Raw genomic sequence first — 22,868 nt, forward strand, 5'->3', positions numbered from 1 at the left:
CCATCCGAGAAGACACCATGAACGACGACAGCAAACGCCGACCCCTGGAAACCCCGTTCAAGCGCGGCGACCGCGTCACCATCCACACCGGCGAGAAGGGCCCGCAGAGCCTCGCCCGCGTCGAGGGCTTCAAGAGCGAGGGCCGCTGCATGGAGCTGTCCGACGGCTCGCTGTGGCGCGCCGACGGCAAGCGGCAGTGGCACTTCAAGGGCGGCTTCTACAAGGGCCCCTGGGTCGAGCGCGAGGCCCCCGGCGACGCCGACCACATCGCCAAGCGCCGCACCATCGGCCACCTGCGCAAGTGGGCGCATGACCTGAGCATGGACAGCCCGCTCAGCGGCCCGGCGCTGCGGCGGATCCTGGATCTGGTGGAGAAGGAGACCGCGGCGGCGGAGCGCGAGGGGGAGGCGGAGGACTGATTACTCCGCCGGCAGCAGGTCCTGGTTGAACAGGGTCTCCAAATCCGCGGGCGACACGGCGCGGCTGACCAGATGGCCCTGGATCTCGTCGCAATTGGCCTGCTGCAGCACCTTCACCTGCTCCACCGTCTCCACGCCCTCGGCCACCGCGCGCATGCCCAGCGCGTGGCACAGGCCGATGATGGCGCGCACCAGCTCGCCGTCCTGGGCGGTGCCGCGCAGGCCGGCGATGAAGCTGCGGTCGATCTTCAGCGCGTGGATCGGCAACCGGCGCAGCGCGCTGATGCAGGAATGGCGGGTGCCGAAATCGTCGATCGACACCGCCACACCCAGCCGGTGCAGCCGCTCGACGTCGTCCGCCACCTCGGCCGGGTGGTCGAGCAGCGCCGCCTCGGTCAGCTCGATCTCCAGGTGCTGCGGCGCCAGCCCGGTGTCGGCCAGCACGCGGCCAACCACGTCCACCAGCTCGGCGGTGGCGAACTGCCACGGGGAGACGTTGACCGACATGCGGATCGGCGGCAGGCCGCGGTCCTGCCAGCCCCGGTTCTGCCGGCACGCCTCGCTCAGCACCCATTCTCCGATGGCCGGCATCAGGCCCATGCGCTCGGCCGTCGGCAGGAAGGCCCCCGGCAGCAGCACGCCCATCTCCGGGTGGTTCCAGCGGATCAGCGCCTCGGCGCCGATCATCCGGCCGGACGTCATGTCCACCTTGACCTGATAGGCCAGCGCGAACTCCCGGTTCTCCAGCGCGGCGCGCAGCCGGCTTTCGGCGACCAGCAGTTCGTGGCTGCGCGCGTTGAGCTGCGGCGAGTAGACCTGGAAGCCATTCCGCCCGCCCTGCTTGGCCTGGTACATGGCGAGGTCGGCGCACTTGAGCAGCGTCTCGGGGCTGTCGCCGTCCTCCGGGTAGACGGCGATGCCGACGCTGGTGGTGACGTTGACCCGCCGCGTGCCGATCTCCACCGGGCGCTGTATGGCCTCGATCGCGCGCTCCGCCACCTTGGCGGCCTCGGCCGGGTCGGCCAGCTCGGAGAGCACCAGCACGAACTCGTCGCCGGCGATGCGGGCCACCGTGTCGCCCTCGCGGACGCAGGCGGACAGGCGGCGGGCCATCTCCGCCAGCACGCGGTCGCCGGCGTCGTGGCCCAGCGTGTCGTTGATGCGCTTGAACAGGTCGAGGTCGAGGAACATCACCGCCAGCGGCGTGCCGTGCCGGTGCGCGTTGGCGATCGCCTGCCCCAGCCGGTCCATCAGCAGCCGGCGGTTCGGCAGCCCGGTCAGGCTGTCGAAGTAGGCGAGGTTCTTCACCTCCTCCTCGTAGCGCTTGCGCTTGGTGATATCCGAGAAGATGGCGGCGTACTTGGTGATGCGTCCCGCGGCGTCGCGGATGGTGTTGATGCTCAGCCACTCGGCGTACAGCTCGCCGTTCTTGCGGCGGTTCCAGATCTCGCCCTGCCAGTGGCCGCGGTCGGTCAGCTCCTGCCACATCCGGTCGTAGAAGGCCTCGTCGTGCAGGCCGGACTTCAGGATGCTCGGGCTCCGGCCCAGCGCCTCCTCCGCCGACCAGCCGGTCAGGCGGGTGAAGGCAGGGTTGACGTACTCGATCACGCCGCCGGCCTCGACGATGATGACGCCCTCCAGCGACGCCTCGATCACCTGCCGGGCCAGGAACAGGTCCTGATGCGAGCGCATCAGCGCCTCGTCCCGCTCGCGCAGCGTGGCGTTGAGTTGGGCGATGTACTCGTATTGCAGCGTCGTCAGGATGTCGGCGAAGGACAGCAGGCCGACGAAGCCGCCGCCCTCGTCGCGCACCGCCAGATGGCGGATCCCGTGCTTGGCGAACAGGTTGCGCGCGGTCAGCAGCGGCGCGTTGGCCTTCACCGAGACCAACGGCCGGCTCGCCACGGCTCCGACCGTGCCAGCGTGCCAGCGTGCCGCGGCGAGGCGGACGAGGTCGCGCTCGGTCAGCATGCCGGCGCCCTGGTCGGCGTCCTCCAGCACGATGGCGGCGTCGGTGCCGGCCGCGTGCATCCGCCGCGCCGCCTCGGCCAGAGGGATCCCCGGCGGCAGCAGCGTCGCCTCCCGCGTCATCACCGAGCGCACGTCGCGCAGCGTCAGGTACTGCTCGACCCCGTGGTTCAGCACGATGTCGGTCTGGCTGAGCATGCCGAGCGGCCGCCCAGCGTCGTCTGTCACCAGCAGGTGGCGCACCCGCTCGTTCTTGAAGCTCAGGCCGGCCTCGCCCACGCTGGCCGACGCCGCGATGGTGCGCACCGGACTGGCCATCGCCTCGCGGATCGGCCGCTCGAATCCGGCGGGGCTGGAGAAGTCGATGGACAGCGCGTCGCGCTCGGTCCAGATGCCGACGGCGCGGCCGTCCTCGACGACGAGGATGGAGCTGAGGTGCGCCTCGGCCATGCGTTGCGCGGCGTCGCCGACCGGCGTGTCCGGCGCGCACGACAGCAGCTCGCGCGACGCGATGTCGCCGACGCTGCGGCCGGGCATCCCGCCCGCCGCGTCGCCCACCGAATCCGCCGCCGCATCCACCATGTCCGACACGCCCGATCGTTCCTCGCCGCGAACAGCGCGGCTCCCGCGAAGTATAGCCGCAGCTGTGTTAACAGTGTGCTAGCGACACGTCCTTGGTGCCGTCAAGACAATGCAGGCAAAGGGCCGGGATCCGCTTGCGCGTGATTTTACAGAACGTACCGATCTTCCCTTGGCGGAGACGCGGTGGAAGAGCAAAGCCATTCCCTGCCCCAACCATCGGTAACGGCCGCATCCCGATGAACGCCGCATTGACGAAGCTCGATTGCTTTCCTTAGCTGGTGGTTCGATTGGAGGAAACCAGGGCATGCGGCGGACTCTCGGGCGGATCGGCCTGGGACCTATGGGGCGGCGCCTGTGGGCCGCGCTGCTCGCCGTCGTGCTCGCGGCGGCGCCGGTCCAGGCCGGCCCGACGATCCGCGTCGCGGTCGCGGAGGGGGCGCCGCCCTTCAGCCACCGCGGGCCGGACGGCGCGCTCACCGGCTTCAACGTCGACATCATGCGGGCGCTGTGCCGCGCCATGGCCGCCGCCTGCCGGTTCGACGAGGTGCCGTTCCAGGACGTGCTGGAGGCGGTGGCGTCCGGCCGGTACGACGTCGGCCTCAGCAACTTCCTGCGCTCGCCGGAGCGCGAGGCGCGGGTGGCGTTCTCCGCTCCCTACTGGCGCTCCAGTTCCAGCCTCGTCGGCCCGGCGGCGGAAACTGACCGGGCGGTGCCGCAGGCGCTGGCCGGGCGCCGCGTCGCGGTGAACGGCGGCTCGCGCCAGCATGCCTACGCCGCGCGCATCGCCGGCACGCTGGCGGCGCTGGTCGAGGCGCCGAACCTGAGCGGCGTCTGGGACGCCCTGCGCGACCGCCGGGCCGATCTGGCCCTGGTGCCGACGCTGGCCGCCCTCGGCTTCCTGATGTCGGAGGAGGGCAAGCCCTTCTCCACCATCGGCACGCCGCTGGTGGGCGACGGGCTCGGTGGCACGGTGCACATCGTCGTGACCAAGGGCCGACCCGACCTGAAGACCGCGGTGGACAACGCCATCGCCGCCATCCGCGCCGACGGCTCCTACCAGGAGGTCAACCGGCGCTACTTCCCCTTCGACGTCTACTGAGGCACCCGACCCTTGGCCGACGCGCCCACCGACGCCCTCCCCGCCATCCGGATCCCGACGCGCCGCCCGATTCGCCTGGGCCCGCTGATCCTGGCGGCCAGCGTTCTGATGCTGGCCGTGGTGGGGGCGCTGTTCCTGGTCATCGCGCACCAGCAGCGCGCCATGCAGACGGCGGCGCAGGACGCGCACGACCGCGTCGCCCCGATGATCCTGGAACGCCAGCGCGCCGCGGTGAACCTGGAGCGCTTCAAGCGCTACGGCGCCGTCACCGTCAACGCCGAGCAGCCGCGCCAACGGCGCGAGGCGCTGCTGTCGGCGCAGGCGCTGGCCTACCACCCGTCCTTCCTGGTCGATGCGGCGCTCAGCCGGCAGGTGACCGAGGCCTACGGCGTGCTGCGGCGGGTCAGCGCGTTGCAGGACGAGGCCGGCCGCTTGCGCGCCGACGCCGCGGCGGCGCACGCCGACATCGGCACCGAGGCCGCCGCGGCGCTGCGACATGAGGCGGAGGCGCTCGACGAGCGGGCGGAGGCGACCTGGCAGGAGACCATCGCGGTGCTGGACGTCACCGCCGACCGGCTGTCCGTGGACGTCTCGCTGCTCACCGCCGGCCGCTTCGCCGAGATTCGCGATACCGCTCAGGGCGTGTCGGCGGTGCTGTCGGCCGGCTTCGTGGCGGTGTTCGCGCTGCTGGCGCTGGCGGTGTGGCTGGCGCGCCGGCACATCGTGCGCCCGGTGCAGCGCGCCGCGCGGGCGCTGACGGCCATCAACGACGGCGAGCGCGGCGTGCGCCTGCCGCCCGGCGGCACTGTGGAGATGGACACCATCTTCCGCGCCGTCGAGAGCCTGGACCGCACCATCACCGACCTGCGCACCGCGCAGAGCCATCTGGTGCAGACCGAGAAGATGGTGGCGCTGGGCTCGCTGGTTGCGGGCGTGGCGCACGAGATCAACTCTCCGCTCGGGGTCGCAGTGACGGCGTCGTCGCTGCTCGCCGACCGCACGCAGGCGATGGCGGAGCGCGTCGCCGCCGGCCCGATCCGCCGCGCCGATTTCGACGACTACCTGCACACCGCCACCGAGGTGACAGCCAGCGTGCAGGCCAACCTGGACCGCGCCGCCCGGCTGATCAGCAGCTTCAAGCAGGTCGCCGTGGACCAGACCAGCGAGGACCACCGCGCCTTCCCTCTGGCCGCCTACATCGGCGAGGTGATGCAGAGCCTGTCGGTCAGCCTGCGCAAGGCGAGGCTGGAGGTCGCCGTCGATTGCCCGGACGACGTCGTGGTCGAGGGCTACCCCGGCGCCTTCGGGCAGTTGCTCACCAACCTTGCCATGAACTCGATCCTGCACGCCTACGAGCCGGGCCAGGGCGGCCGGCTGTCGGTGAGGGTGCGGGCGGAGGGTGATCGGGTGGAACTGCGCTTCGCCGACGACGGCAAGGGAGTCCCGCCCGGGCTGCGCGACCGCGTGTTCGAGCCGTTCTTCACCACCGCCCGCGGCCGGGGCAGCACCGGCCTCGGCCTGCACATCGTGTTCAACCTGGTGACCCAGCGCCTGAAAGGCCGCATCGCCCTGGAGAGCGAGCCGGGCCGCGGCACCACCTTCGTCATCCGCTTTCCGCGCAGCGTGCCGCCGGAGTGAGGGCCGGCGCGGCGTCCAGGCGCCGCGCGATCGCGATGCCCGCCGCCATCGCCGCCAGCGGCAGCAGCCACACCACCCGGTTCTGGTAGCGGTCGTGCACCGCCGACAGCCCCCCGGCGACGCCCGCGTTCAGCACGAGCCCCAGCAGCACCACGCCGAACAGCCCGCGCAACCGCCCGCCGAGCCGCCGGCCGCGCGCCAACCCCAGCCCGACCAGCGCCGCCCCGGCGACGCCCAGCACCGCCGCCTGCACCGCGTTCAGCGCGTCCAGCGGCAGGGCCTGCCGGAACTGCCGGGAGCCCAGGAACGCCTGGTACACCGGAGCACCGAAGCGGCTGACGAACTGCCGCGTCCACGGCTTCACCGGCGCGTTCAGCGTCGGATCGAGACCGGCGCGGGCGAGTTGCCGCGCGCCGTTTGCGACGACATGGCCGAGGACGTCCAGCGGCCGGGTCCGCACCGTCTCCCGAACGATCTCCGACGCCTCGGCCAGGAAGCGCGGCGTATCGCCGAAGGCGTGCCGGGCGCCTTGCCGGTGCCAGAGGAAATAGTCCGACACCGGGTAGCCCGGCGCCGCGCGTCCCAGGTCGTCGAGCCTGCCGCACAGCAGGTAGCCGCGCTCCGGGCAGGCTTCGGCGAGGTAATCGCGCGCCGGCCCGTCGCCGATCAGCCGCGCCAGCAGGAACACCGGTGAGCTTTCCGACAGCACCGCCCGCCCGGCCAGCACCAGATTGGCGGTCATCAGCGCCGCCACCGCCAGCGCCAGCGGCGCCCCAAGCCCGAGCGCCACCGCCGCGACACCCCGCCGCCGCACCAGCGCCACCCCGCCCAGCACCACGATCAGCCCGGCGAGGATGGCGACATGGCTGAGGTGCACCGCCGTCAGGAAAGCCAGCAGCGCGCCGTCCCACAGCCGCCCGGGCCATCCTCGCTCCGCCCAGCCGAGCACGGTGGCTCCGGCGGCGAGGATCAGCAGGCCGGTGAACACGTCCGGCATGACATGGCCGGCGTGCACCGGCAGGCTGGTCAGCAGCGCCAGCGCCAGGATCACCCCGGCGAAGGCGAGCGGCCGCGGCGCCAACCCGGCGGCCTCCAGCGCCCGGCGGATCACCAGCGCCGCCAGCGTGCCCTGCGCCACCGGGATCAGCCAGATCCCCCAGTCACCGGCGAACGGCAGCAGGAAGACCGCGTAGGGGAACGGCCGCAGGAAGAAGACGTTGTCCGAGAACGGCACGCCCGCGGCCGGTTCCGGCGGGCTCAGCCACGCCGGCGAGGCGTGCGGGTGCAGCAGGTGGAAGGCCGGCTCGAAATAGCCGGGGCTGTCGTCGAACAGCAGCGGAAACCCGTTGAGCAACAGCGCCGGCAAGCCGAGCAGAAGCCCGCACGCCGCAATCAGCACGATCTCCGTCAACACCCGTTCGCGCCCGTGCGCCATGCGGCAAGGCTCCCCGTCGCTGCGACGCAGCAACATGCGCCCTTTCCGCGGGGCGCCCATCCCCCGACGGGGGTACGGACCGTTTCCCCGGGCATCCCCGAAAGCGCCCCGACGCATTCCGAACGTGGACTCCCGCCCTCCTGAGGGAGAGCGAAGGAGACTCGCCGATCCCGAACGCTGTTGTGCAGCGCGTCCAGGGATCACCCGAGCGAGGAGAGAGGCATTGGCGCAGCAGAACGAAGCCTCGTTGCCATCGGAGACCGGGTTGGCGCTCGGCCTTGCCATCGCACGCTCGCGTGAGCGGATGCTGTTCAACGGCTCCGTCCTGGCGCTGGTGCTGGCGCTGTGGAGCATCCCGCGCCTCAGCTTCGCCGACGGCGGCGTGCACATCGCCATGGCGCACCTGCTGACCGCGCTGATGGACGGCACGGCCCACCCGGTGCTGGCCCGCTATTTCGAGCTGAACCTGCAGACCGAGCCGAACTGGTTCATCTACCCGATCCTGGCGCTCCTGCTTCAGGTGTTCGAGCCGCACACGGCCGAGAAGGCGCTGCTGACCGGCTACGTCATCGGTCTGCCCTTCGCCTTCCGCTACGCGATCACCGCGCTGCGGCCGGAGAACGCGCCGCTGTCGTGGTTCGCCCTGCCCTTCGTGTTCTCCTGGCCGCTCAACCTGGGGCTCTACAACTTCGTCTTCAGCCTGCCGTGGCTGTTCGTGGCCTTGGGCTACACGCTGCGCCACCGCGACAACCTGACGCCGAAGCACACCGCCGTCCTGGCGCTGCTGGCGGTGGGCACCTACTTCGCGCACATCACGTCGGTGATCGTGCTGGTGCTGGTGCTGGGCGCGATGGGCGTCTGGCGGCTGTGGCGCGAGGGGGCGCGGGCGTGGCCGCCGGTGCTGGCGAGCGCCGCAGCGCTGTTGCCGGTGCTGGCGCTGACCGCGGCGTTCGTGCTGCGCAACGCCGGGCAGGAGGTCGGCTACGGCCCCGACCCGTGGTACCGCACCAAGATGCTGCTGTACGGCAACCCGCTGCTGTCGCACACGCGGTGGGAGGGGCTGTTCACCACGCCGCTGGCGCTGCTGCCCTTCGTCGCGGCGGGGCTGCTGTTGTGGCGGCGGCGCGGCGGCGGTTGGACGGCGGCAGACGGGCTGCTGCTGGGCGCCGTGGGCGTGACGCTGTTCAGCTACGTCATCCCGAACAACACGTCCGGCGGCGGGCTGGCGGTGCAGCGCATCCAGATCTATCCGTACCTGCTGGTCATGCTGTGGCTGGCCGCGACCACCGACTGGCCGGCGCTGCGCCGGGCGACGGTCGCTGTGGCCGGGGTGGCGGCGGCCGGGCTGCTGGCGATCAACCTGGTCTACAACCACCTGCACAGCCGCTACGTGGCGGAGTTCGAGACGGCGGCAAACTACCTGGAGCCGGGCAGCACCATGCTGCTGCTCGACTTCACCGGCTGGAACCACAGCCCGGACGGGCGGCACGAGAGCTTCCGCATGAACTTCATCGGCCATCCGCAGTCGCGTTTCGTGGCCGACCGGCCGGTGGTGGACCTGAACCTCTACCAGGCGTCGACGCCCAACTTCCCGGTCAAGTACCGCTATTGGAACGACCCGTACCTGCACGTGCGCGGCAATGGCGCCTTTCCCGAGGCGCCACCGTCCGACGAATTCCTGATGGCCGGCACGCGCAGCGACATCCAGGTGGACTACGCGCTGGTGTGGGGCCTGACGCCCGAGCGCGCCGCCGCCGAGCGCGCCAACCTGACGCTCGACCAACTGGCCGAAGGCTACGAGCTGCTGCACGTGTCGGAGAACGGGTGGATGCGGATTTATCGCAGGAAAGGGCGGTGAGCGTCACCCCCGGTAATGCACCGCCAGCCACACGGTCGGCCGGTCCGGGTCGGTCCAGGCGACCCGGTGGCGGGCGTGCGCCGGGATGACCAGCCAGTCGCCGGGGACGAGAACGCCCACCGCCTCGCCCTCCATCTCCAGCCCGGCTGCCCCGGCGACCAGCAGGACGAGCTCCGCCCACTCCTGATCGTACCAGAAGCCCTCGGGCGAGGCCTGCCCGTTGGAGACGATCCGCTCCACCCGCACGCCGTCCGCCTCGGCCAGCACGGTGAAGAGCTCCTCCGGCAAATCGACTGGCAGCGCGTCGAGCAGGTTGCCGCTCATCCCCACAGCTCCGGTTCCGGCGGGTGGACCAGGGCACCGTCGTAGCGCAGGCCCGGCGTGCGGTCCTCGGCGAGCAGCAGCGGGCCATCCAGGTCGACGAACGCCGCCCCCTGCCCGGCCAGCACCGCCGGCGCCATCGCCAGCGAGGTTGCCACCATGCAGCCGACCATCACCTTGAAGCCCGCCGCCTCGGCCGCCGACTTCAGCAGCAGCGCCTCGGTCAGGCCGCCGGTCTTGTCCAGCTTGATGTTGACGACCTGGTACAGCCCTCGCAGCCGCTCCAGCGACGCCAGCCCGTGGCAGGACTCGTCGGCGCCCAGCGGCACCGGGCAGCGATAGCCGCGCAGCGCCTCGTCGTCGCCGGCCGGCAGCGGCTGCTCGATCAACTCGACGCCCAGGGTCGCGAAGGCCGGCGCGTAGCGGACAAGGTGGTCGAGCGTCCAGCCCTCGTTGGCATCGACGATCAGCCGCGCCCCGGGCGCCGCCTCGCGCACCGCGTGCACGCGCTCCAGGTCACCGTCGCCGGTCAGCTTCATCTTCAGCAACTCGTGCCGTGCGGCGGCCTGCCGGGCGGCGGCGGCCATGATCTCCGGCTCCTCCAGGCTCAGCGTGAAGCAGGTTGTGAGCGCCCTGGGCTCGGCCGGCAACTCGGCGAGGATCCAAGCGGGAACGCGGGTCCGCTTGGCCTCCAGGTCCCACAGCGCACAGTCCAGCGCGTTGCGCGCCGCCCCGGGCTTCATGGCGGTGCGCAGCGACAGCCGGCCAAGCCCGTCGGCGACACGGTCGGCCATGGCCTCCAGCTCGCCGACCACGGCGTCCACGCTCTCGCCGTAGCGGGCGTAGGGCACGCATTCGCCGCGACCGGCGAAGCCGTCCTCGTCCCGGACCTCGGCGACCACCACCTCGGCGGCGGTCTTCGAGCCCCGGGAGATCCGGAAGGCACCGCGGATCGGGAAGCTCTCGCGGCGGACGAGCAGGCGGCGGGTCGGGGGCATGGCGGGCCTTCGCGGCGGTACGGTTCAGCGAAAGATACCCGCCCCACCCCCCGGATCAAGATCGCCGTGTCAGGAGAGGCCGGCGCCCTTGCCCTGCACGATCACCCCGTACCAGCCCAGCCCGCGGTAGGTCTCGTAGCCGGGAGTGAGCGCGAAGGCGACGTGGCGGCCGTCGGGCTCCAGGTAGTGGCCCATGGTGCCCCCCTCGGTGCGCAGCGGCACCACCTCGGACAGCAGCCCCCGTCCGTCGGACGATGCGATCACCCGGTGCCGGGCGTCCACCAGCAGGCAGCGGCTGTGCTCGCGCTCGCCCTCCTCAAGCCGCACACCCTCGACGACGGCGCGGGCCTGCGGCTCCCAGTCGAAGAAGATGCCCAGCACGCCGATCGGTTCGCCGCCCGCCTCGCCGCCGCGGCGGATGGCGGTGGCGTAGGTGGCGACCACGCGGTCGTCGAGCCGGCGGTTGCGGCCGACGTCGCCCACCGTGAACTCGCCGCCGTCGCGGGTGGCCAGCGCCTGGCGGAACCACGGCTCGTCGGTCACCAGCGCGCCGATGGCGCCGGGGTACATGTTCGGCCGGCCGGTGGCGATCACCTCGCCCGCCTTGTTGCAGATCCAGAGGTCGAGATAGACGGTGTAGGATTCCAGGATGACGCCGAGCCGGTGCGAGGCGTGCCGCCTCGCCGCTTCGGTCGGGTCGGCGGCGCAGCTGACCACCGCGCTGTCGGTCGCCCACCAGCGCACGTCGCACGAACGTTCGTACAGGTTGCGGTCGATGATCTCGATCATGTTGAGCGACAGGTCGGCGAGCCGCTTGCCCTTCATTTCGCGCACCATGTCGGTGCCGGCGTTCATCAGGTGATCGACGCGCGCCACGATCTCCGAGCGCAGGTCGCGGGTGACGACGTTGACCTGCTTGGAGATCTCCGACACCTCGTTGGCGACGACGGCGAAGCCGCGGCCCGCCTCGCCGGCCCGCGCGGCCTCGATCAGTGCGTTCATGGCCAGCATCTTGGTGCGCCGGGTGATGTCCTCGATCAGCGTGACCTTGCGCGAGGCGACGTCGAGCACGTCGCGGGACAGGTCGAACAGCGGGTTGCCTGCAGCGCTCATAAGTTTTCCCTCTCCCGGAACCGTTTGTGCAGTGCAAATCAAATCCCGTGCCAGGGCGGGCGGGCGGCAGACGTTGTCACACAAATACTTGATAATTATCAGATTGAAACATTCGCCACAAAGATAACCATAATAAAATTGATAGTTATCGCGGAGAGGTTTGCCATAAACATTGGCAGGTCGCGCACCGCAGGCGCACGGCGCAGCCAAAACGATGCCGCGGCCGCCCCCACAACACCACACCGCGCAATCACATTGCGCGCCGGTTGTGGTTTCGTGTCTGAACTTACCGGCTGACACCGCCGGCCGCCCAAATCATGGGCATCGACCCGTAGCCATGCAGCGGACGCTGGATGCACCGTCGCGGCTATACCATCAGCGCAGTGTCATGCGGCGCGCGGATGTGCCACCCTTGAACCATCGGTTCAACCAACGGAAAGGAGGTGATCCAATGTCTCATGGAGCCAAGCCGGTCATCGCTGCGGCGTTCGGCGTTGCGGTTCTGCTGACGGCGGGGATCGCCGTTGCCGACTGCGGGCCGTCCCACAAGACCGTCAGCCTTCCGCAGGCGCCGTCCACCGACACGGTCGCCAAGCCGCCCGTTTCCACTCCGGGCAGCATCCGCGGCTGAAGACCGCTCGCACCATGCACGACGGGCCGCCCCGCAGGGGGCGGCCCGTTTTCTTTCAAGTGCGGCCCGACGTCCGCGCCCTCACGCCACCTTGTGGATCTCGTCCAGGAAGACCTGCACCTCGCGGGTCAGGCGGTCGGCCTGGGCGGTCATCTGTTCCGAGGCGGAGAACACCTCGTGCGCGGCGCCGCTGGTCCGCGTCGCGGCATCGGTGACCTCGCGGATGTCGTCGGACACCGCGCGGGTGCCGGCGGCCGCGTGCTCCATGTTGTGGACGATCTCGCGGATGGCGCCGCCCTGGTGCTCAATGGCGTCGGCGATGCCGCCGGCGATGCTGTTGATCGACTGGATGGTGCGGCCGATGCCCATGATCGCACCCACCGCCTGCTCCGTGGAGGACTGGATGCCGGCGATCTGCTGGGCGATCTCACCGGTCGCCTTACCGGTCTGGTCGGCCAGCCGCTTGACCTCGTTCGCCACCACGGCGAAGCCCTTGCCCGCTTCGCCCGCGCGGGCGGCTTCGATCGTGGCGTTGAGCGCCAGCAGGTTGGTCTGCGACGCGATGTCGTTGATCAGCGTCACCACGTCGCCCACCGTGCGCGCCGCGCCCGACAGGTTGCCGACCAAGCCGTTGGTGCGCTCCGCTTCGCCGGCCGCTGCTGCGGCGACGCTGGCGACCTGCCCGACCTGACGGGCGATCTCGCCGATGGAGGTCGACAGCTCCTCGGTGGCAGCCGCCACGCCACCGACGCTGGAGCCCGTCTGCGCCGCCGCCGCGGCCACCGAGGACGCCTTGCCGGTGGCGGTCTGCGCATCGGTCTCCATGGTGCGGGCCGACATCTCCAGCTGGTGGGCGGTGCTCGCCACCTCGGCGCAGACCTGTCGGATGTGGCCCTCGAAGCGCTCGGTCACTCCGGCGAAGCCCTTGACCTTCTGCGCCATGGCGTCGGTGGCGCCGTTGATGGTGCGGCTGGCACGCAGGAAGCTGCCCTGCATGCCCTTCAGCACGATGCGGCGGAAGTACTTGTTGGCGGAGACGTGGCTCATCGACGCCGCCGCCTCGCGCACGAAGGCGTCGGTGCGATCGATCAGATCGTTCAGCTCGTGGAACAGCTCGCCCAGGTCGCCGCCCTCGCGGATGTGGACGACGCGCGCCTCGAAGTCGCCGCGGGCGACGGAGCGGCACACCGCACCGGCCTCACGCACCGCGCGCGCAGCGCGGTTCAGGCTCAGCACCACACCGGCCAGAGCCGCCAACGCCAGGCCGCCCAGCGCCAACCGCAGCCCCGCTCCACCCAGGTTGGCCCCACCCAGGTCGGCCAGATCGGCCGCCACGCCCGCCGCCAGCAGCGCGCCGGCCAGCAGCGCCAGCCCCGACGCCCTAGAGAGAGAAGACGAATTCGTCATACCCGATCCCCTTCTCCGTCAGGAGCGCCACGACGGCGGCGAACGCCGCCTCCATCCCCTGCTTGCGGTCGGCCTGCCTGTCCTCGATCTCCAGCAGCGTGCGGTAGAGCGGCACCACCTTCTCGATGGCGGAACGCTCCGGAACCCGGCGGCTGGAGTGATAGCCGATGACACGCCCGGACTCGTCGTAGCTGGGGGTGACGTGCGCGAAGACCCAGTAATGGTCGCCGTTGCGCGCCCGGTTGATGACGTAGGCGAAGATCTCCTGCCCGGCGCCCAGCGTGTCCCACAGCAGCTTGAAGACGCAGCGCGGCATGTCCGGATGGCGCACGATGGAGTGCGGCTGGCCGAGGAGTTCCTCCTCGCCGTAACCGGCCACGCGCTGGAACACGCGGTTGGCGTAGGTGATGCGCCCCTTCAGGTCCGTCTTGCTGACGATCACCTCGTCAGGCTCGAAGAACCGCTCCACCCCGGTCAGGGGGACGTCGCGTCGTGCCATGCGATGCCTCGATGGTCCCGCGGTCGTTGCCTGGGACTCATTGTTTCAAAATCAACATCTCTCCAGGCTGCCTTTTCCAAAGGAAATGCACGGCCTAGGGCACAATAAGTGGGGCCAGCGGTCGAAAAAAGATTAAAATTTATGACCGAACTGAAATATCACAATCACTCGGGCGGGTGCGGCACGGTGAGGACGCGGTCGACCGGCGGGTTCTCGATGATGGCCGCCATGCCGCTGGGCCAGCGCACCTCCACCCGCTCCACCGCGTCGGCGCTGCCCAGCCCGAAATGCGCCACCGGCTCCATCTGGCAGAGATAGCCGGACCCGGCGCAGACCACGCGCGTCTGCCGCCGGCCGCGCGCGGTGCAGGTGATCAGCGCGCCGCGCGCCGGCGCGCCGTAGGGGGTGAGCGGTTGCACGCGCAGCCAGTGGTTGGCGTTGGGCAGCGTGCGGTAGAAGGACAGCGGTTGCGCCTCCGCCTCGCCATGCGCGATGATGAGTTCGAGGCGCCCGTCGCCGTCCAGGTCGGCCACCGCAGCGCCGGTGCCGAAGCCCTTGGGCTCCGCCGCGTCGCCCAGGTCCACCTCGGTCCAGGCGTCGTCGCGCCAGGCGAACAGCCGGTTGGGCTCGCCGAAATTGTTGAAGAACAGCTCCTGGTAGCCGTCGTTGTCGAAATCGGCGGCGATCACCGTGCGCACCCGCGAGGGGAGCGACAGGTCGCCGTTCGCCGCATCGACGAAACCGCCGCCGGCCCGTTGCTGGTAGAGCCGGTGCGGCCCCTCCCAGTTGCCGACCAGCAGGTCGAGCAGCCCGCCGCCGCCGGCGTCGAGCACCGCCACCCCGCGCGCCGCGTTGCGCGAGTCGGCGATGCCGCGCTCGCCCGCAATTTCTTCAAAGGTGCCGTCACCGAGGTTGCGGAACAGGAAGTTGGGACCGGCCTCGTTGACCGCGACGATGTCCATGCGGTCACCGAGCAGCGGGGCGGCGAGCAGGCCGCGACCGATGCCGATGAGGTCGATGCCCGCCTCCTCCGCCGTGTCGATCAGCCGGCCGCGTCGGCTCAGCTCGTAGAGGCGCAACGGCGCCCCCTCGGTGGCGATGACGAAGCCGTAGCGCCCGCGCCCCTCGCGGTCGATGGCGGCGACCGAGCGGCCGGGCAACCGGTTGGCGGCGGACGCGTTCTCCGACTGGCTCAGCAGGTCGAGCCAGCGCTTGCCGAAACAGGCGAACAGCCGGTCGCAGGTCTCGTCCTGCTGGCCGCCGCAGTCGGCGTTGAGGACGTAGATCTCCTCGCGCCCGTCGCCGTCCATGTCGGCGGCGGCGACGCCCACCGCCTTGCGCGACGGGTCGGCGAGCACCGGGTCGGCGATGTCGGAGAGGGTCTTCCCGTCCCACTTGAGCACGAGGTTGGCGGTGCCGTAGCCGGCGACGAAGACCTCGAACGCGCCGTCGCCATCCACGTCGGCCACTGCGACGCCGTTCGACAGGCGCGGCTCATTGCCGGCGATCTGGTCCGAGCAATCCACGAACATCGGCCCATCCCCTCCTCGTGTTTATCTGAGGAATACCCCCGGACGGGCCGGGCGTAAACCCGGACGGAAGCGTAGGCGGCGGTGGAAAGCGGTGAAGTGCGACGCCCTCATACCGTCATGGCCGGGACGAGCCCGGCCACGACGGTACAGGGGGAAGAAAGCGGATCAGCGGCGCTTCGACACGCCGCCGTTGGTGAGCACGCTGGCCGCCGACTTGATCGGCGTGGCCTTCTCGTCGTCCTCGTCCTTGCCCAGGCCGTTGGCCGGCTTGGACGGGGCGGAGTCCTTGGCTGCCGACGGCGCCTTGATCTGGTCGCGGCCCGGCAGCTCGATGTTGACCTCCAGCGTCGAGCAGTCGCCGCCGCGGTCGAGCTTCACCTCAACCTTGTTGGTGTCGATGTCCACGTACTTGGCGATCACCGCCAGCAGCTCCTGCTGGAGCATCGGCAGGTAATCCGGCCCGGACCGCCCGACCCGCTCGTGCGCCATGACGATCTGCAGGCGCTCCTTGGCCTGGACGGCCGAGGTCTTGGGGGCGGACCGGAAGAAGCTGAAGATGCTCATGCAGTCCTCCGCAGGAGGCGGCTGAACAGCCCCTTCTTCTGCACGGTGGTGAAACGGTGCTCCACGTCCTCGCCCAGGAAACGGCCGACGGCGTCCAGATAGGCCTGCCCGGCGTTGGAGTTCTCGTCGAGGATCACCGGCATGCCGATGTTGGAGGCGCGCAGCACCGCCTGGCTCTCGGGGATCACGCCCAGGAGCGGGATCGCCAGGATCTCCAGCACGTCGTCGACCTTCAGCATCTCGCCCTTCTCGACGCGCTCCGGATCGTAGCGGGTGAGGAGGAGCTGCTGGGTGACCGGCTCCTGGCCCTGCTCGGCGCGGCGGGACTTGGAGTTCAGCACGCCCAGGATGCGGTCGCTGTCGCGCACCGAGGAGACCTCGGGGTTGGTGACGATGACAGCGTGGTCGGCGAAGTACAGCGACATCAGCGCGCCGCGCTCGATGCCGGCCGGGCTGTCGCAGACGATGTAGTCGAACTCCTTGCACAGCTCGTTCAGGATGCGCTCAACCCCCTCCTTGGTCAGCGCGTCCTTGTCGCGCGTCTGCGAGGTGGGGAGGATGAACAGGTTGTCGACCCGCTTGTCCTTGATGAGCGCCTGGTTGAGCTTCGCCTCGCCGTTGATGACGTTGATGAAGTCGAACACCACGCGGCGTTCGCAGCCCATCACCAGGTCGAGATTGCGCAGGCCGACGTCGAAATCGATGACGACCGTCTTGAAGCCGCGCAAGGCGAGTCCGGTCGCGAAAGCGGCTGACGACGTCGTCTTGCCGACGCCGCCCTTGCCGGAAGTCATGACGATGATCTTGCCCAACGAGCCTCTCCTACGAAGCTAGAGTTTCAAATCACAGCAGTGCGATGTGCAGAAAGCCGTCGTCCAGTCGGATCTGCACGGCCTTCTTGAGAAGCGACGGATCCAGGTCCTCGCTGACGCGGTAGAGGCCGGCGATGGACACCACCTCGGCCTCCAGGCTCTGGCAGAAGATGCGGGCGCCGTTGTCGCCCGAGATGCCGGCCAGCGCACGCCCGCGCAGCGCGCCGTAGACGTGGATGTTGCCGTCCGCCAGCACCTCGGCGCCGTGGCTGACCGACGCGGTGATGATCAGGTCGGTGCCCTGCGCGTAGAGCTGCGTGCCGGAGCGCACCGGCTCGGTGACCACCATGGCGGGGCGGAACAACGGCTCCGGCGGCGGCGCCACCGGCTGGCCCGAGCTGTCCACCGGGCGGGCCAGCTCCAGCTTCGCGGCGCGCCCCGTCGGCATCGGCACCAGCCCGCAGGCCAGCGACTGCTCCTGCACCGCGGCCGGGCCGCCGTGGAAGCCGATGGGCAGCAGGTACTGCTCGCGCACCCTGGCGATGAAGGCGGCGACGTCGAACGCCACCGCGTCCGACAGTTCGTCGAAGTCCAGCACGATCGGCGCGTGGCGGAAGAAGTTTGGGGCCTGGCGCACCTTGCCGGCCAGCGCCGGGAAGAAGTTCGCCGACACCGGGTCGAGCACCTTCAGCACCATCATGGTGAAGGAGTTGCCCCGCAACTGGAACGGCGCGTCCCGTTCGCTCACCTGACCGGCGCTGCTCACCGCCACCATCCTGACCGCCCTGCCGTTCCAAGTCGCCCGAAAAACCGCCAAAACCACGCGCGCCGTGCGGGCGGCCGGCGAGCCAGCCCCCTTCTAGCGATGCGCGCCGGCCCGGTTCAAGTGCCACCGTGCCGGAAAGGAGTGACAACCATCAGCCCTGCACACACGGCATAGGCCCCATCGGACGGGCCGCCCGCCTTCCCAGGCCAGGCAATCCGTCAGAGGCGCCAATGTGTTGGGCTGAGGATGCTCCTCACCACAAAGTATAGTAACTTAACCCGATATTGTGGGTAAAGCGTTTCCTGCGGCAAGATCCGCCGCGATTTTGCGCGGAAAGGGCCGGGAATCGCCGGCCGGGGCACGCCGTCCGCGCCGCCGGGCACCCCCAGCGGCAACACGCCGCACCTGAGTCCTATCCACAACATCTTGTATGAAATTTTTACGTAGGCCGCAACCTCGGCTGACAACGTCCGTTCCCCTGGGGTATGGTTCGTCATGCGAGGCACACTTCCGGACGAGGAAACTGGCTTGCAGCGATCTTTGCCCTCGACGCCCCCTCCGATCTTCGCGGCTGCTTGCGGCCTCGGCGGTCCGGGCGTCAACCTCGCAGCGGCAAGCCGGCGTCGGGCACGCATCATCACGAACGCGCGCGTTACCGTGACCTCCCTTGCGGGAGGTTTTTTTGTGCCCGGCGCGAACCGCCCATCCCCCTGACGTGAGGAGAGCGATATGGCCAAGCGACAGACCAAAGGCAGCGCCGCCGCGCAGGTGTCCGAAGCGAAGATCCACCCGCTGTTCCCCAACGGCGCCTGGGATCCGCTGGCCGGGTCGATGACCGGGGAGGACCGCCGCGACCAGAGCTACCTGCGCAAGGTCAAGCCGCAGAGCCCCAACCAGAAGGCGCTGCTGGACGCCATCCAGGAGCACAACCTCGTGGTGGCGCTCGGCCCGGCCGGCACCGGCAAGACCTACTTGGCCATCTCCTCCGCCGTCGAAGCCCTGGAAGGCGGCAAGGTCGACCGCATCGTGCTGTCCCGCCCGGCCATCGAGGCGGGGGAGAGCATCGGCTACCTGCCCGGCGACATGCACGAGAAGATGGCGCCCTTCCTGCGCCCGCTCTACGACGCGCTGTCCGACCGGTTGGGCGGCAAGCGGCTGCGCCAACTGATGCAGGACGGCACTATCGAGATCGCTCCCGTCGGCTTCATGCGCGGCCGCACCCTGAACAACGCCTTCGTGGTGATCGACGAGGCGCAGAACTGCACCTACGCGCAGATCAAGATGCTGCTGACGCGCCTGGGCTGGCACTCGACCATGGTGCTGACCGGCGACCCGGACCAGACCGACCTGCTCGACAACCTCTCCGGCCTCGCGGACATCGCGCGGCGCCTTGAGGCGGTGGAGGGCATCGCCGTGGTCCGCCTGAGCGAGACCGACATCGTCCGCCACCCGCTGGTGGCCAGCATGCTGACCGTGCTGTAGGCAGAGCCCAGCCCCCTCTCCCCGCTCTCTTCGGCAAGGGAGAGGGGGCATGGACACTTTCGAACCATACGCCACCGTAACGTGGTCATACCACCCGCGTCGCTCCACCGCTGCGACAGGTTGCCGCTTTCCCAACTGTTTGCGCTCTGCCATAAAGATTGCAAAAATTTTAATGGAATTGCCGTTTATCGGCGGCATCCGCAATCTTGGGGGGAGCGCGGTGATGTTCGAGCGCATCAGCATCAAGGCGAAGATTTCCGTCATCCTGACCGTCTCGGCGGTGGGGCTGGTGCTCGTGCTGGCGCTGAGCCTGTTCAGCCTCAAGGCCGAGATGATGAAGGACCGCCAAGACAAGACGCGCAGCGTCGTCGAGACGGCCCACACCATGATCGCCCACCACGAGGCGCAGGCGCGCAAAGGCGCCGTCACGGTCGAACAGGCGCAGGCGGCCGCCAAGGACGCGCTGCGCGCCATGCGCTACGCCGGCGACGAGTACTTCTTCGTCAGCGACCTCAACGCGCGCATGGTCATGCACCCCATCAAGCCGGAGCTGGACGGCCAGGACCAGTCGCAGAACGCCGACCCCAACGGCAAGAAGCTGTTCATCGCCTTCGCCGACACCGTGCGGCGCGACGGAGCCGGCTTCGTCGATTACCTGTGGCCGAAGCCGGGCTCCTCGGCCCCGGTGCCCAAGCTGACCTACGTCAAGGGCTTCCAGCCCTGGGGCTGGGTGGTCGGCTCGGGCATCTACGTCGACGACGTCGAGGCGGCTTTCTGGGCGGCGGCGCTGCGCCTGGGCGGGCTGGGGCTGCTGGTGACGGCGTTGGGCGTGTCGGTCGGCCTGCTGATCAGCCGGGGCATCGTGCAGCCGGTGCGCGCCACCACCGCCATCATGCAGCGCCTCGTCGATGGCGACACCGACTTCGAGGTGCCCGGCCAGGGCCGCGGCGACGAGCTGGGCGTCATGGCGCGCGCGGTGGAGGTGTTCCGCGGCCACCAGGTGGCGCTGAAGGAGCACTGGGAGCGGCAGCAGGTGGAGCACCGCGTCACCGAGCAGCGCGCCCGCGCTCTGGAACGGCTGACCGACCATTTCGACGCCACCGTCACCAGCATGATCGCCGCCGTCACCCAGGCGGTGGAGGGGCTGGAGAACACCGCCGGGAGCCTGTCGAGCACCGCCGACCGCAACATGCAGCAGGCCGCGTCGGTGGCCGGTGCCTCGCAGCAGGCGACCGCCAACGTGCAGACCGTGGCCGCGGCGGCCGAGGAACTGTCCAGTTCGATCTCCGAGATCAGCGGTCAGGTCGCGGTCAACGCGCGGATCTCCGCCCAGGCGGTGCAGGCGTCGGAACGCGCCAACGCACAGATCGCCAACCTGGGCGAAGCCGCCCGCCGCATCGGCGAGGTGGCCGACCTCATCACCTCGATCGCCAGCCAGACCAACCTGCTGGCGCTCAACGCCACGATCGAAGCCGCCCGCGCGGGCGAAGCGGGCAAGGGCTTCGCGGTGGTCGCCGGCGAGGTGAAGAACCTCGCCAACCAGACGGCGCACGCCACCGAGGAGATCGCCCAGCAGATCACCGGCGTGCAGCAGGCCACCGACCACGCGGTGACCGCCATCCGCGAGATCACCGCGATCATCGGACAGAGCGACCAGATCGGCACCTCCATCGCCACGGCGGTGCAGCAGCAGGGCGCCGCCACCGGCGAGATCGCCCGCTCCGCCAGCGAGGCGGCGATGGGCACCGAGCAGGTCTCGGCCAACATCAGCCACGTCTCGGACTCCGCGCTGGAGACCGAGAACGCCGCCAAGACCGTGCTGACCGCGGCGCAGAGCCTGACCACGCAGGCGGACTCGCTGAAGTCGGTGGTGGACAGCTTCCTGATCAGCGTCGAGGCGGTGAACGCCGCCGGCATCGGCGACCTGTTCGCCGCGTCGGGGCACGAGCTGTACATGCCCTGGTCGAAGGAGCTGGTCATGGGCAACGACGACATCGACAACGACCACATGATCCTGGTCGGCCTCATCAACCGCGTGCACGACAACGTCCGCAAGGGCCGCTCGGCCGCCGTGGTCGGCGAGGTGGTGGAGCAGTTGATCGCCTACACCGCCCTGCATTTCGGCCACGAGGAGCAGATGATGCGGGACTCCGCCTACCCCGCCCTGGCCGAGCACCACGCCCAGCACGAGGCGTTGAAGGCCCGCGCCGCCGACCTCGGCCAGCGCATCAAGTCCGGCGCTTCCACCGCCGGCGACGAACTGCTGCGACTGGTGCGCGACTGGCTGGTGGAGCACATCCAGCAGCACGACAAGCGCTTCGCCGACCACCTGGAGCGCCGGACGGCGAAGGCCGCGTAAGGGGCTCCCCGGCGGGGCGTTGACGGCGCCTCCGGCCGGGTCATCTTGGTGGGGCGGGAGGTCTGCCCCATGCCCCTCAAGCTCCTTCGCTTCGTCGATCTGCTGCTGGTCACCCTGACCCTCTCGCTGACCGTCTGCCACGTCATGGAGATTCCGGGGAAGCTGCGGCTGGCCGGGTCGGACTGGCTGACGGTCCAGCACAACCTCTACATCGCCTTCGGCGTGCCGCTGGGGGCCGGCATCGAGCTGTTGGCCATCGCGCTCACCTGGTGGCTGGCCTTCCGCGTCCGGAGGCGCCGGCCGGCCTTCGGCTGGACGCTGACGGCCGCGGTGTGCGTGACCGCCGGGCTGACCGTCTGGTTCCTGCTGGTGGCGCCGATGAACACCGTGCTGAACGGGTGGACGCCGGAGACCCTGCCGGCCGACTGGGTCAGCGTGCGCAACCGGTGGGAAACCGGCCATGCCATCCACGCCGCTCTCTTCCTCCTGGCCTTCGGCGCCCTGGTGACGGCGCTGCTCGCCGAGACGCCGAACGACACAGCCCCTTGACCTTGCCCCTTGACCTTGGCCGTGCGACACCCTTCATTGGGCGGCATGAAGGCCCGTATCCTGCGCATCGCGCTCGCCTCCCTCGTCGGACTCGCCCTGGCCGCCGGCATCGCCTGGTGGCAGGTGCGGCATGCCACCCAGCAGGTCGAGACCTCGGCAGCCGCCGTCGGCGGGCCGTTCCGGCTGACCGATCACACCGGCAAGACGGTCACGGACGCCGATTACCGCGGCAAATACCTGCTGATCTACTTCGGCTACACGTTCTGCCCCGATGTCTGCCCGACCGAGTTGAGCACCATGGCTGCCTCGCTGGACAAGCTCGGCCCGACCGCCGACCGGATCCAGCCGCTGTTCATCACCATCGATCCGGAGCGCGACACGGTGGCGCACATGGCCGACTACGTGCCGCTGTTCCACCCGCGGCTGGTCGGCCTGACCGGCACGCCGGACGAGGTCCGCGCGGTCGCCAAGGCGTACCGTGTGTACGCCGCCAAGGCACCCGGCAGCAGCGGCGAGGGGTACCTGATGGACCACTCCAGCTTCGTCTACCTGATGGGGCCGGATGGGAAATTCATCGCCGTGTTCCCCGGCGGCACCAGCCCCGAAAAGATGGCCACCGACATCAAGAAACGCATCGGCGGTTGACCCGGGCTCGACGGATTCCGCACCAGCGAAGGCTCGACCGCACCGAATCCTCGTCCGAAACCAGCCGGATAATCCGGAATCTCCGGCTTTTCAAGCACTTGCCGCAAGGGTTTTGCTTCTTGACAGGGTAGTGCCCTGTCCGTATGGTCTCGCCGCTTTCGCGTGGTGGCGAGCGAACGGGGAAACGCAAC

20 protein-coding genes are annotated in these 22,868 nt (G+C 69.9%); 9 read left to right on the forward strand and 11 right to left on the reverse strand.

Features of this window, described 5'->3' with window-relative positions:
* Window positions 1–17: 17 nt before the first annotated feature.
* The gene (locus tag ACRWK7_RS08980) at window positions 18–419 is read left to right on the forward strand and encodes a hypothetical protein (RefSeq protein ID WP_431855868.1); all 402 of its coding nucleotides are present in this window, start codon (window positions 18–20) and stop codon (window positions 417–419) included.
* Here the strand turns inward: ACRWK7_RS08980 and ACRWK7_RS08985 are convergent, their stop codons facing one another.
* On the reverse strand, window positions 420–2,969 hold the full coding sequence (locus ACRWK7_RS08985) for an EAL domain-containing protein (protein WP_431855898.1): 2,550 nt from the start codon (window positions 2,967–2,969) through the stop codon (window positions 420–422). It abuts the gene before it with no gap.
* Window positions 2,970–3,273: 304 nt separating this feature from the next.
* On the opposite strand from ACRWK7_RS08985, the gene ACRWK7_RS08990 reads away from it, so the two are divergent.
* Together ACRWK7_RS08990 and ACRWK7_RS08995 are read left to right on the forward strand one after the other, a co-directional pair.
* A complete protein-coding gene (locus ACRWK7_RS08990) occupies window positions 3,274–4,068 on the forward strand; it encodes a substrate-binding periplasmic protein (protein WP_431855869.1) in 795 nt (264 codons plus the stop codon).
* Window positions 4,069–4,080: 12 nt separating this feature from the next.
* Complete coding sequence (locus ACRWK7_RS08995; RefSeq protein WP_431855870.1) at window positions 4,081–5,706, forward strand: sensor histidine kinase; 1,626 nt, start codon at window positions 4,081–4,083, stop codon at window positions 5,704–5,706.
* Here ACRWK7_RS08995 and ACRWK7_RS09000 read toward each other — a convergent pair.
* The gene (locus tag ACRWK7_RS09000; protein ID WP_431855871.1) at window positions 5,672–7,141 is read right to left on the reverse strand and encodes a hypothetical protein; all 1,470 of its coding nucleotides are present in this window, start codon (window positions 7,139–7,141) and stop codon (window positions 5,672–5,674) included. The genes ACRWK7_RS08995 and ACRWK7_RS09000 overlap by 35 nt on opposite strands.
* 223 nt (window positions 7,142–7,364) lie before the next feature.
* Between ACRWK7_RS09000 and ACRWK7_RS09005 the strand changes: the two genes are divergently transcribed.
* Window positions 7,365–8,999 (forward strand): hypothetical protein, encoded by a 1,635-nt coding sequence (locus tag ACRWK7_RS09005; protein WP_431855872.1) that lies wholly within the window; start codon window positions 7,365–7,367, stop codon window positions 8,997–8,999.
* A gap of 3 nt (window positions 9,000–9,002) precedes the next feature.
* Here ACRWK7_RS09005 and ACRWK7_RS09010 read toward each other — a convergent pair whose 3' ends face one another.
* From ACRWK7_RS09010 to ACRWK7_RS09020, 3 genes are all read right to left on the reverse strand, one after another.
* Entirely contained in the window at window positions 9,003–9,323 is a 321-nt protein-coding gene (locus ACRWK7_RS09010; RefSeq protein WP_431855873.1) for a cupin, read from the reverse strand.
* A complete protein-coding gene (gene dgcA / locus ACRWK7_RS09015; protein WP_431855874.1) occupies window positions 9,320–10,318 on the reverse strand; it encodes an N-acetyl-D-Glu racemase DgcA in 999 nt (332 codons plus the stop codon). Before dgcA ends, ACRWK7_RS09010 begins: the two co-directional genes overlap by 4 nt.
* A gap of 69 nt (window positions 10,319–10,387) precedes the next feature.
* Window positions 10,388–11,431 carry a methyl-accepting chemotaxis protein gene (locus tag ACRWK7_RS09020; protein WP_431855875.1) on the reverse strand — a complete coding sequence of 348 codons (1,044 nt, stop codon included), beginning with the start codon at window positions 11,429–11,431 and terminating at the stop codon, window positions 10,388–10,390.
* 451 nt (window positions 11,432–11,882) lie between these two features.
* Between ACRWK7_RS09020 and ACRWK7_RS09025 the strand changes: the two genes are divergently transcribed.
* The gene (locus ACRWK7_RS09025) at window positions 11,883–12,062 is read left to right on the forward strand and encodes a hypothetical protein (RefSeq protein WP_431855876.1); all 180 of its coding nucleotides are present in this window, start codon (window positions 11,883–11,885) and stop codon (window positions 12,060–12,062) included.
* An 81-nt stretch (window positions 12,063–12,143) separates the two neighbouring features.
* On the opposite strand, the gene ACRWK7_RS09030 is transcribed toward ACRWK7_RS09025, so the two are convergent.
* The 6 genes from ACRWK7_RS09030 to minC form a co-directional block, all read right to left on the reverse strand.
* Entirely contained in the window at window positions 12,144–13,469 is a 1,326-nt protein-coding gene (locus ACRWK7_RS09030) for a methyl-accepting chemotaxis protein (protein ID WP_431855877.1), read from the reverse strand.
* A complete protein-coding gene (locus ACRWK7_RS09035; protein WP_431855878.1) occupies window positions 13,444–13,968 on the reverse strand; it encodes a PAS domain-containing protein in 525 nt (174 codons plus the stop codon). Before ACRWK7_RS09035 ends, ACRWK7_RS09030 begins: the two co-directional genes overlap by 26 nt.
* A 164-nt stretch (window positions 13,969–14,132) precedes the next feature.
* Window positions 14,133–15,500 (reverse strand): CRTAC1 family protein, encoded by a 1,368-nt coding sequence (locus ACRWK7_RS09040; protein WP_431855879.1) that lies wholly within the window; start codon window positions 15,498–15,500, stop codon window positions 14,133–14,135.
* A gap of 165 nt (window positions 15,501–15,665) precedes the next feature.
* Entirely contained in the window at window positions 15,666–16,064 is a 399-nt protein-coding gene (minE, locus tag ACRWK7_RS09045) for a cell division topological specificity factor MinE (protein WP_431855880.1), read from the reverse strand.
* Window positions 16,061–16,876, reverse strand: coding sequence for a septum site-determining protein MinD (minD, locus tag ACRWK7_RS09050; RefSeq protein WP_431855881.1), 816 nt, complete (start codon window positions 16,874–16,876; stop codon window positions 16,061–16,063). Before minD ends, minE begins: the two co-directional genes overlap by 4 nt.
* Window positions 16,877–16,907: 31 nt before the next feature.
* Window positions 16,908–17,642, reverse strand: coding sequence for a septum site-determining protein MinC (minC, locus tag ACRWK7_RS09055; RefSeq protein WP_431855882.1), 735 nt, complete (start codon window positions 17,640–17,642; stop codon window positions 16,908–16,910).
* Window positions 17,643–18,371: 729 nt separating this feature from the next.
* Between minC and ACRWK7_RS09060 the strand changes: the two genes are divergently transcribed.
* From ACRWK7_RS09060 to ACRWK7_RS09075, 4 genes are all read left to right on the forward strand, one after another.
* Window positions 18,372–19,124, forward strand: coding sequence for a PhoH family protein (locus tag ACRWK7_RS09060; RefSeq protein WP_431855883.1), 753 nt, complete (start codon window positions 18,372–18,374; stop codon window positions 19,122–19,124).
* Window positions 19,125–19,347: 223 nt separating this feature from the next.
* Window positions 19,348–21,483: a bacteriohemerythrin gene (locus ACRWK7_RS09065; RefSeq protein ID WP_431855884.1), complete on the forward strand. Its 2,136-nt coding sequence runs from the start codon at window positions 19,348–19,350 to the stop codon at window positions 21,481–21,483.
* Window positions 21,484–21,552: 69 nt separating this feature from the next.
* Window positions 21,553–22,032, forward strand: coding sequence for a hypothetical protein (locus tag ACRWK7_RS09070; RefSeq protein ID WP_431855885.1), 480 nt, complete (start codon window positions 21,553–21,555; stop codon window positions 22,030–22,032).
* A 45-nt stretch (window positions 22,033–22,077) separates the two neighbouring features.
* On the forward strand, window positions 22,078–22,677 hold the full coding sequence (locus ACRWK7_RS09075; RefSeq protein WP_431855886.1) for an SCO family protein: 600 nt from the start codon (window positions 22,078–22,080) through the stop codon (window positions 22,675–22,677).
* Window positions 22,678–22,868 lie beyond the last annotated feature (191 nt).

This window comes from Azospirillum sp., assembly GCF_050789165.1.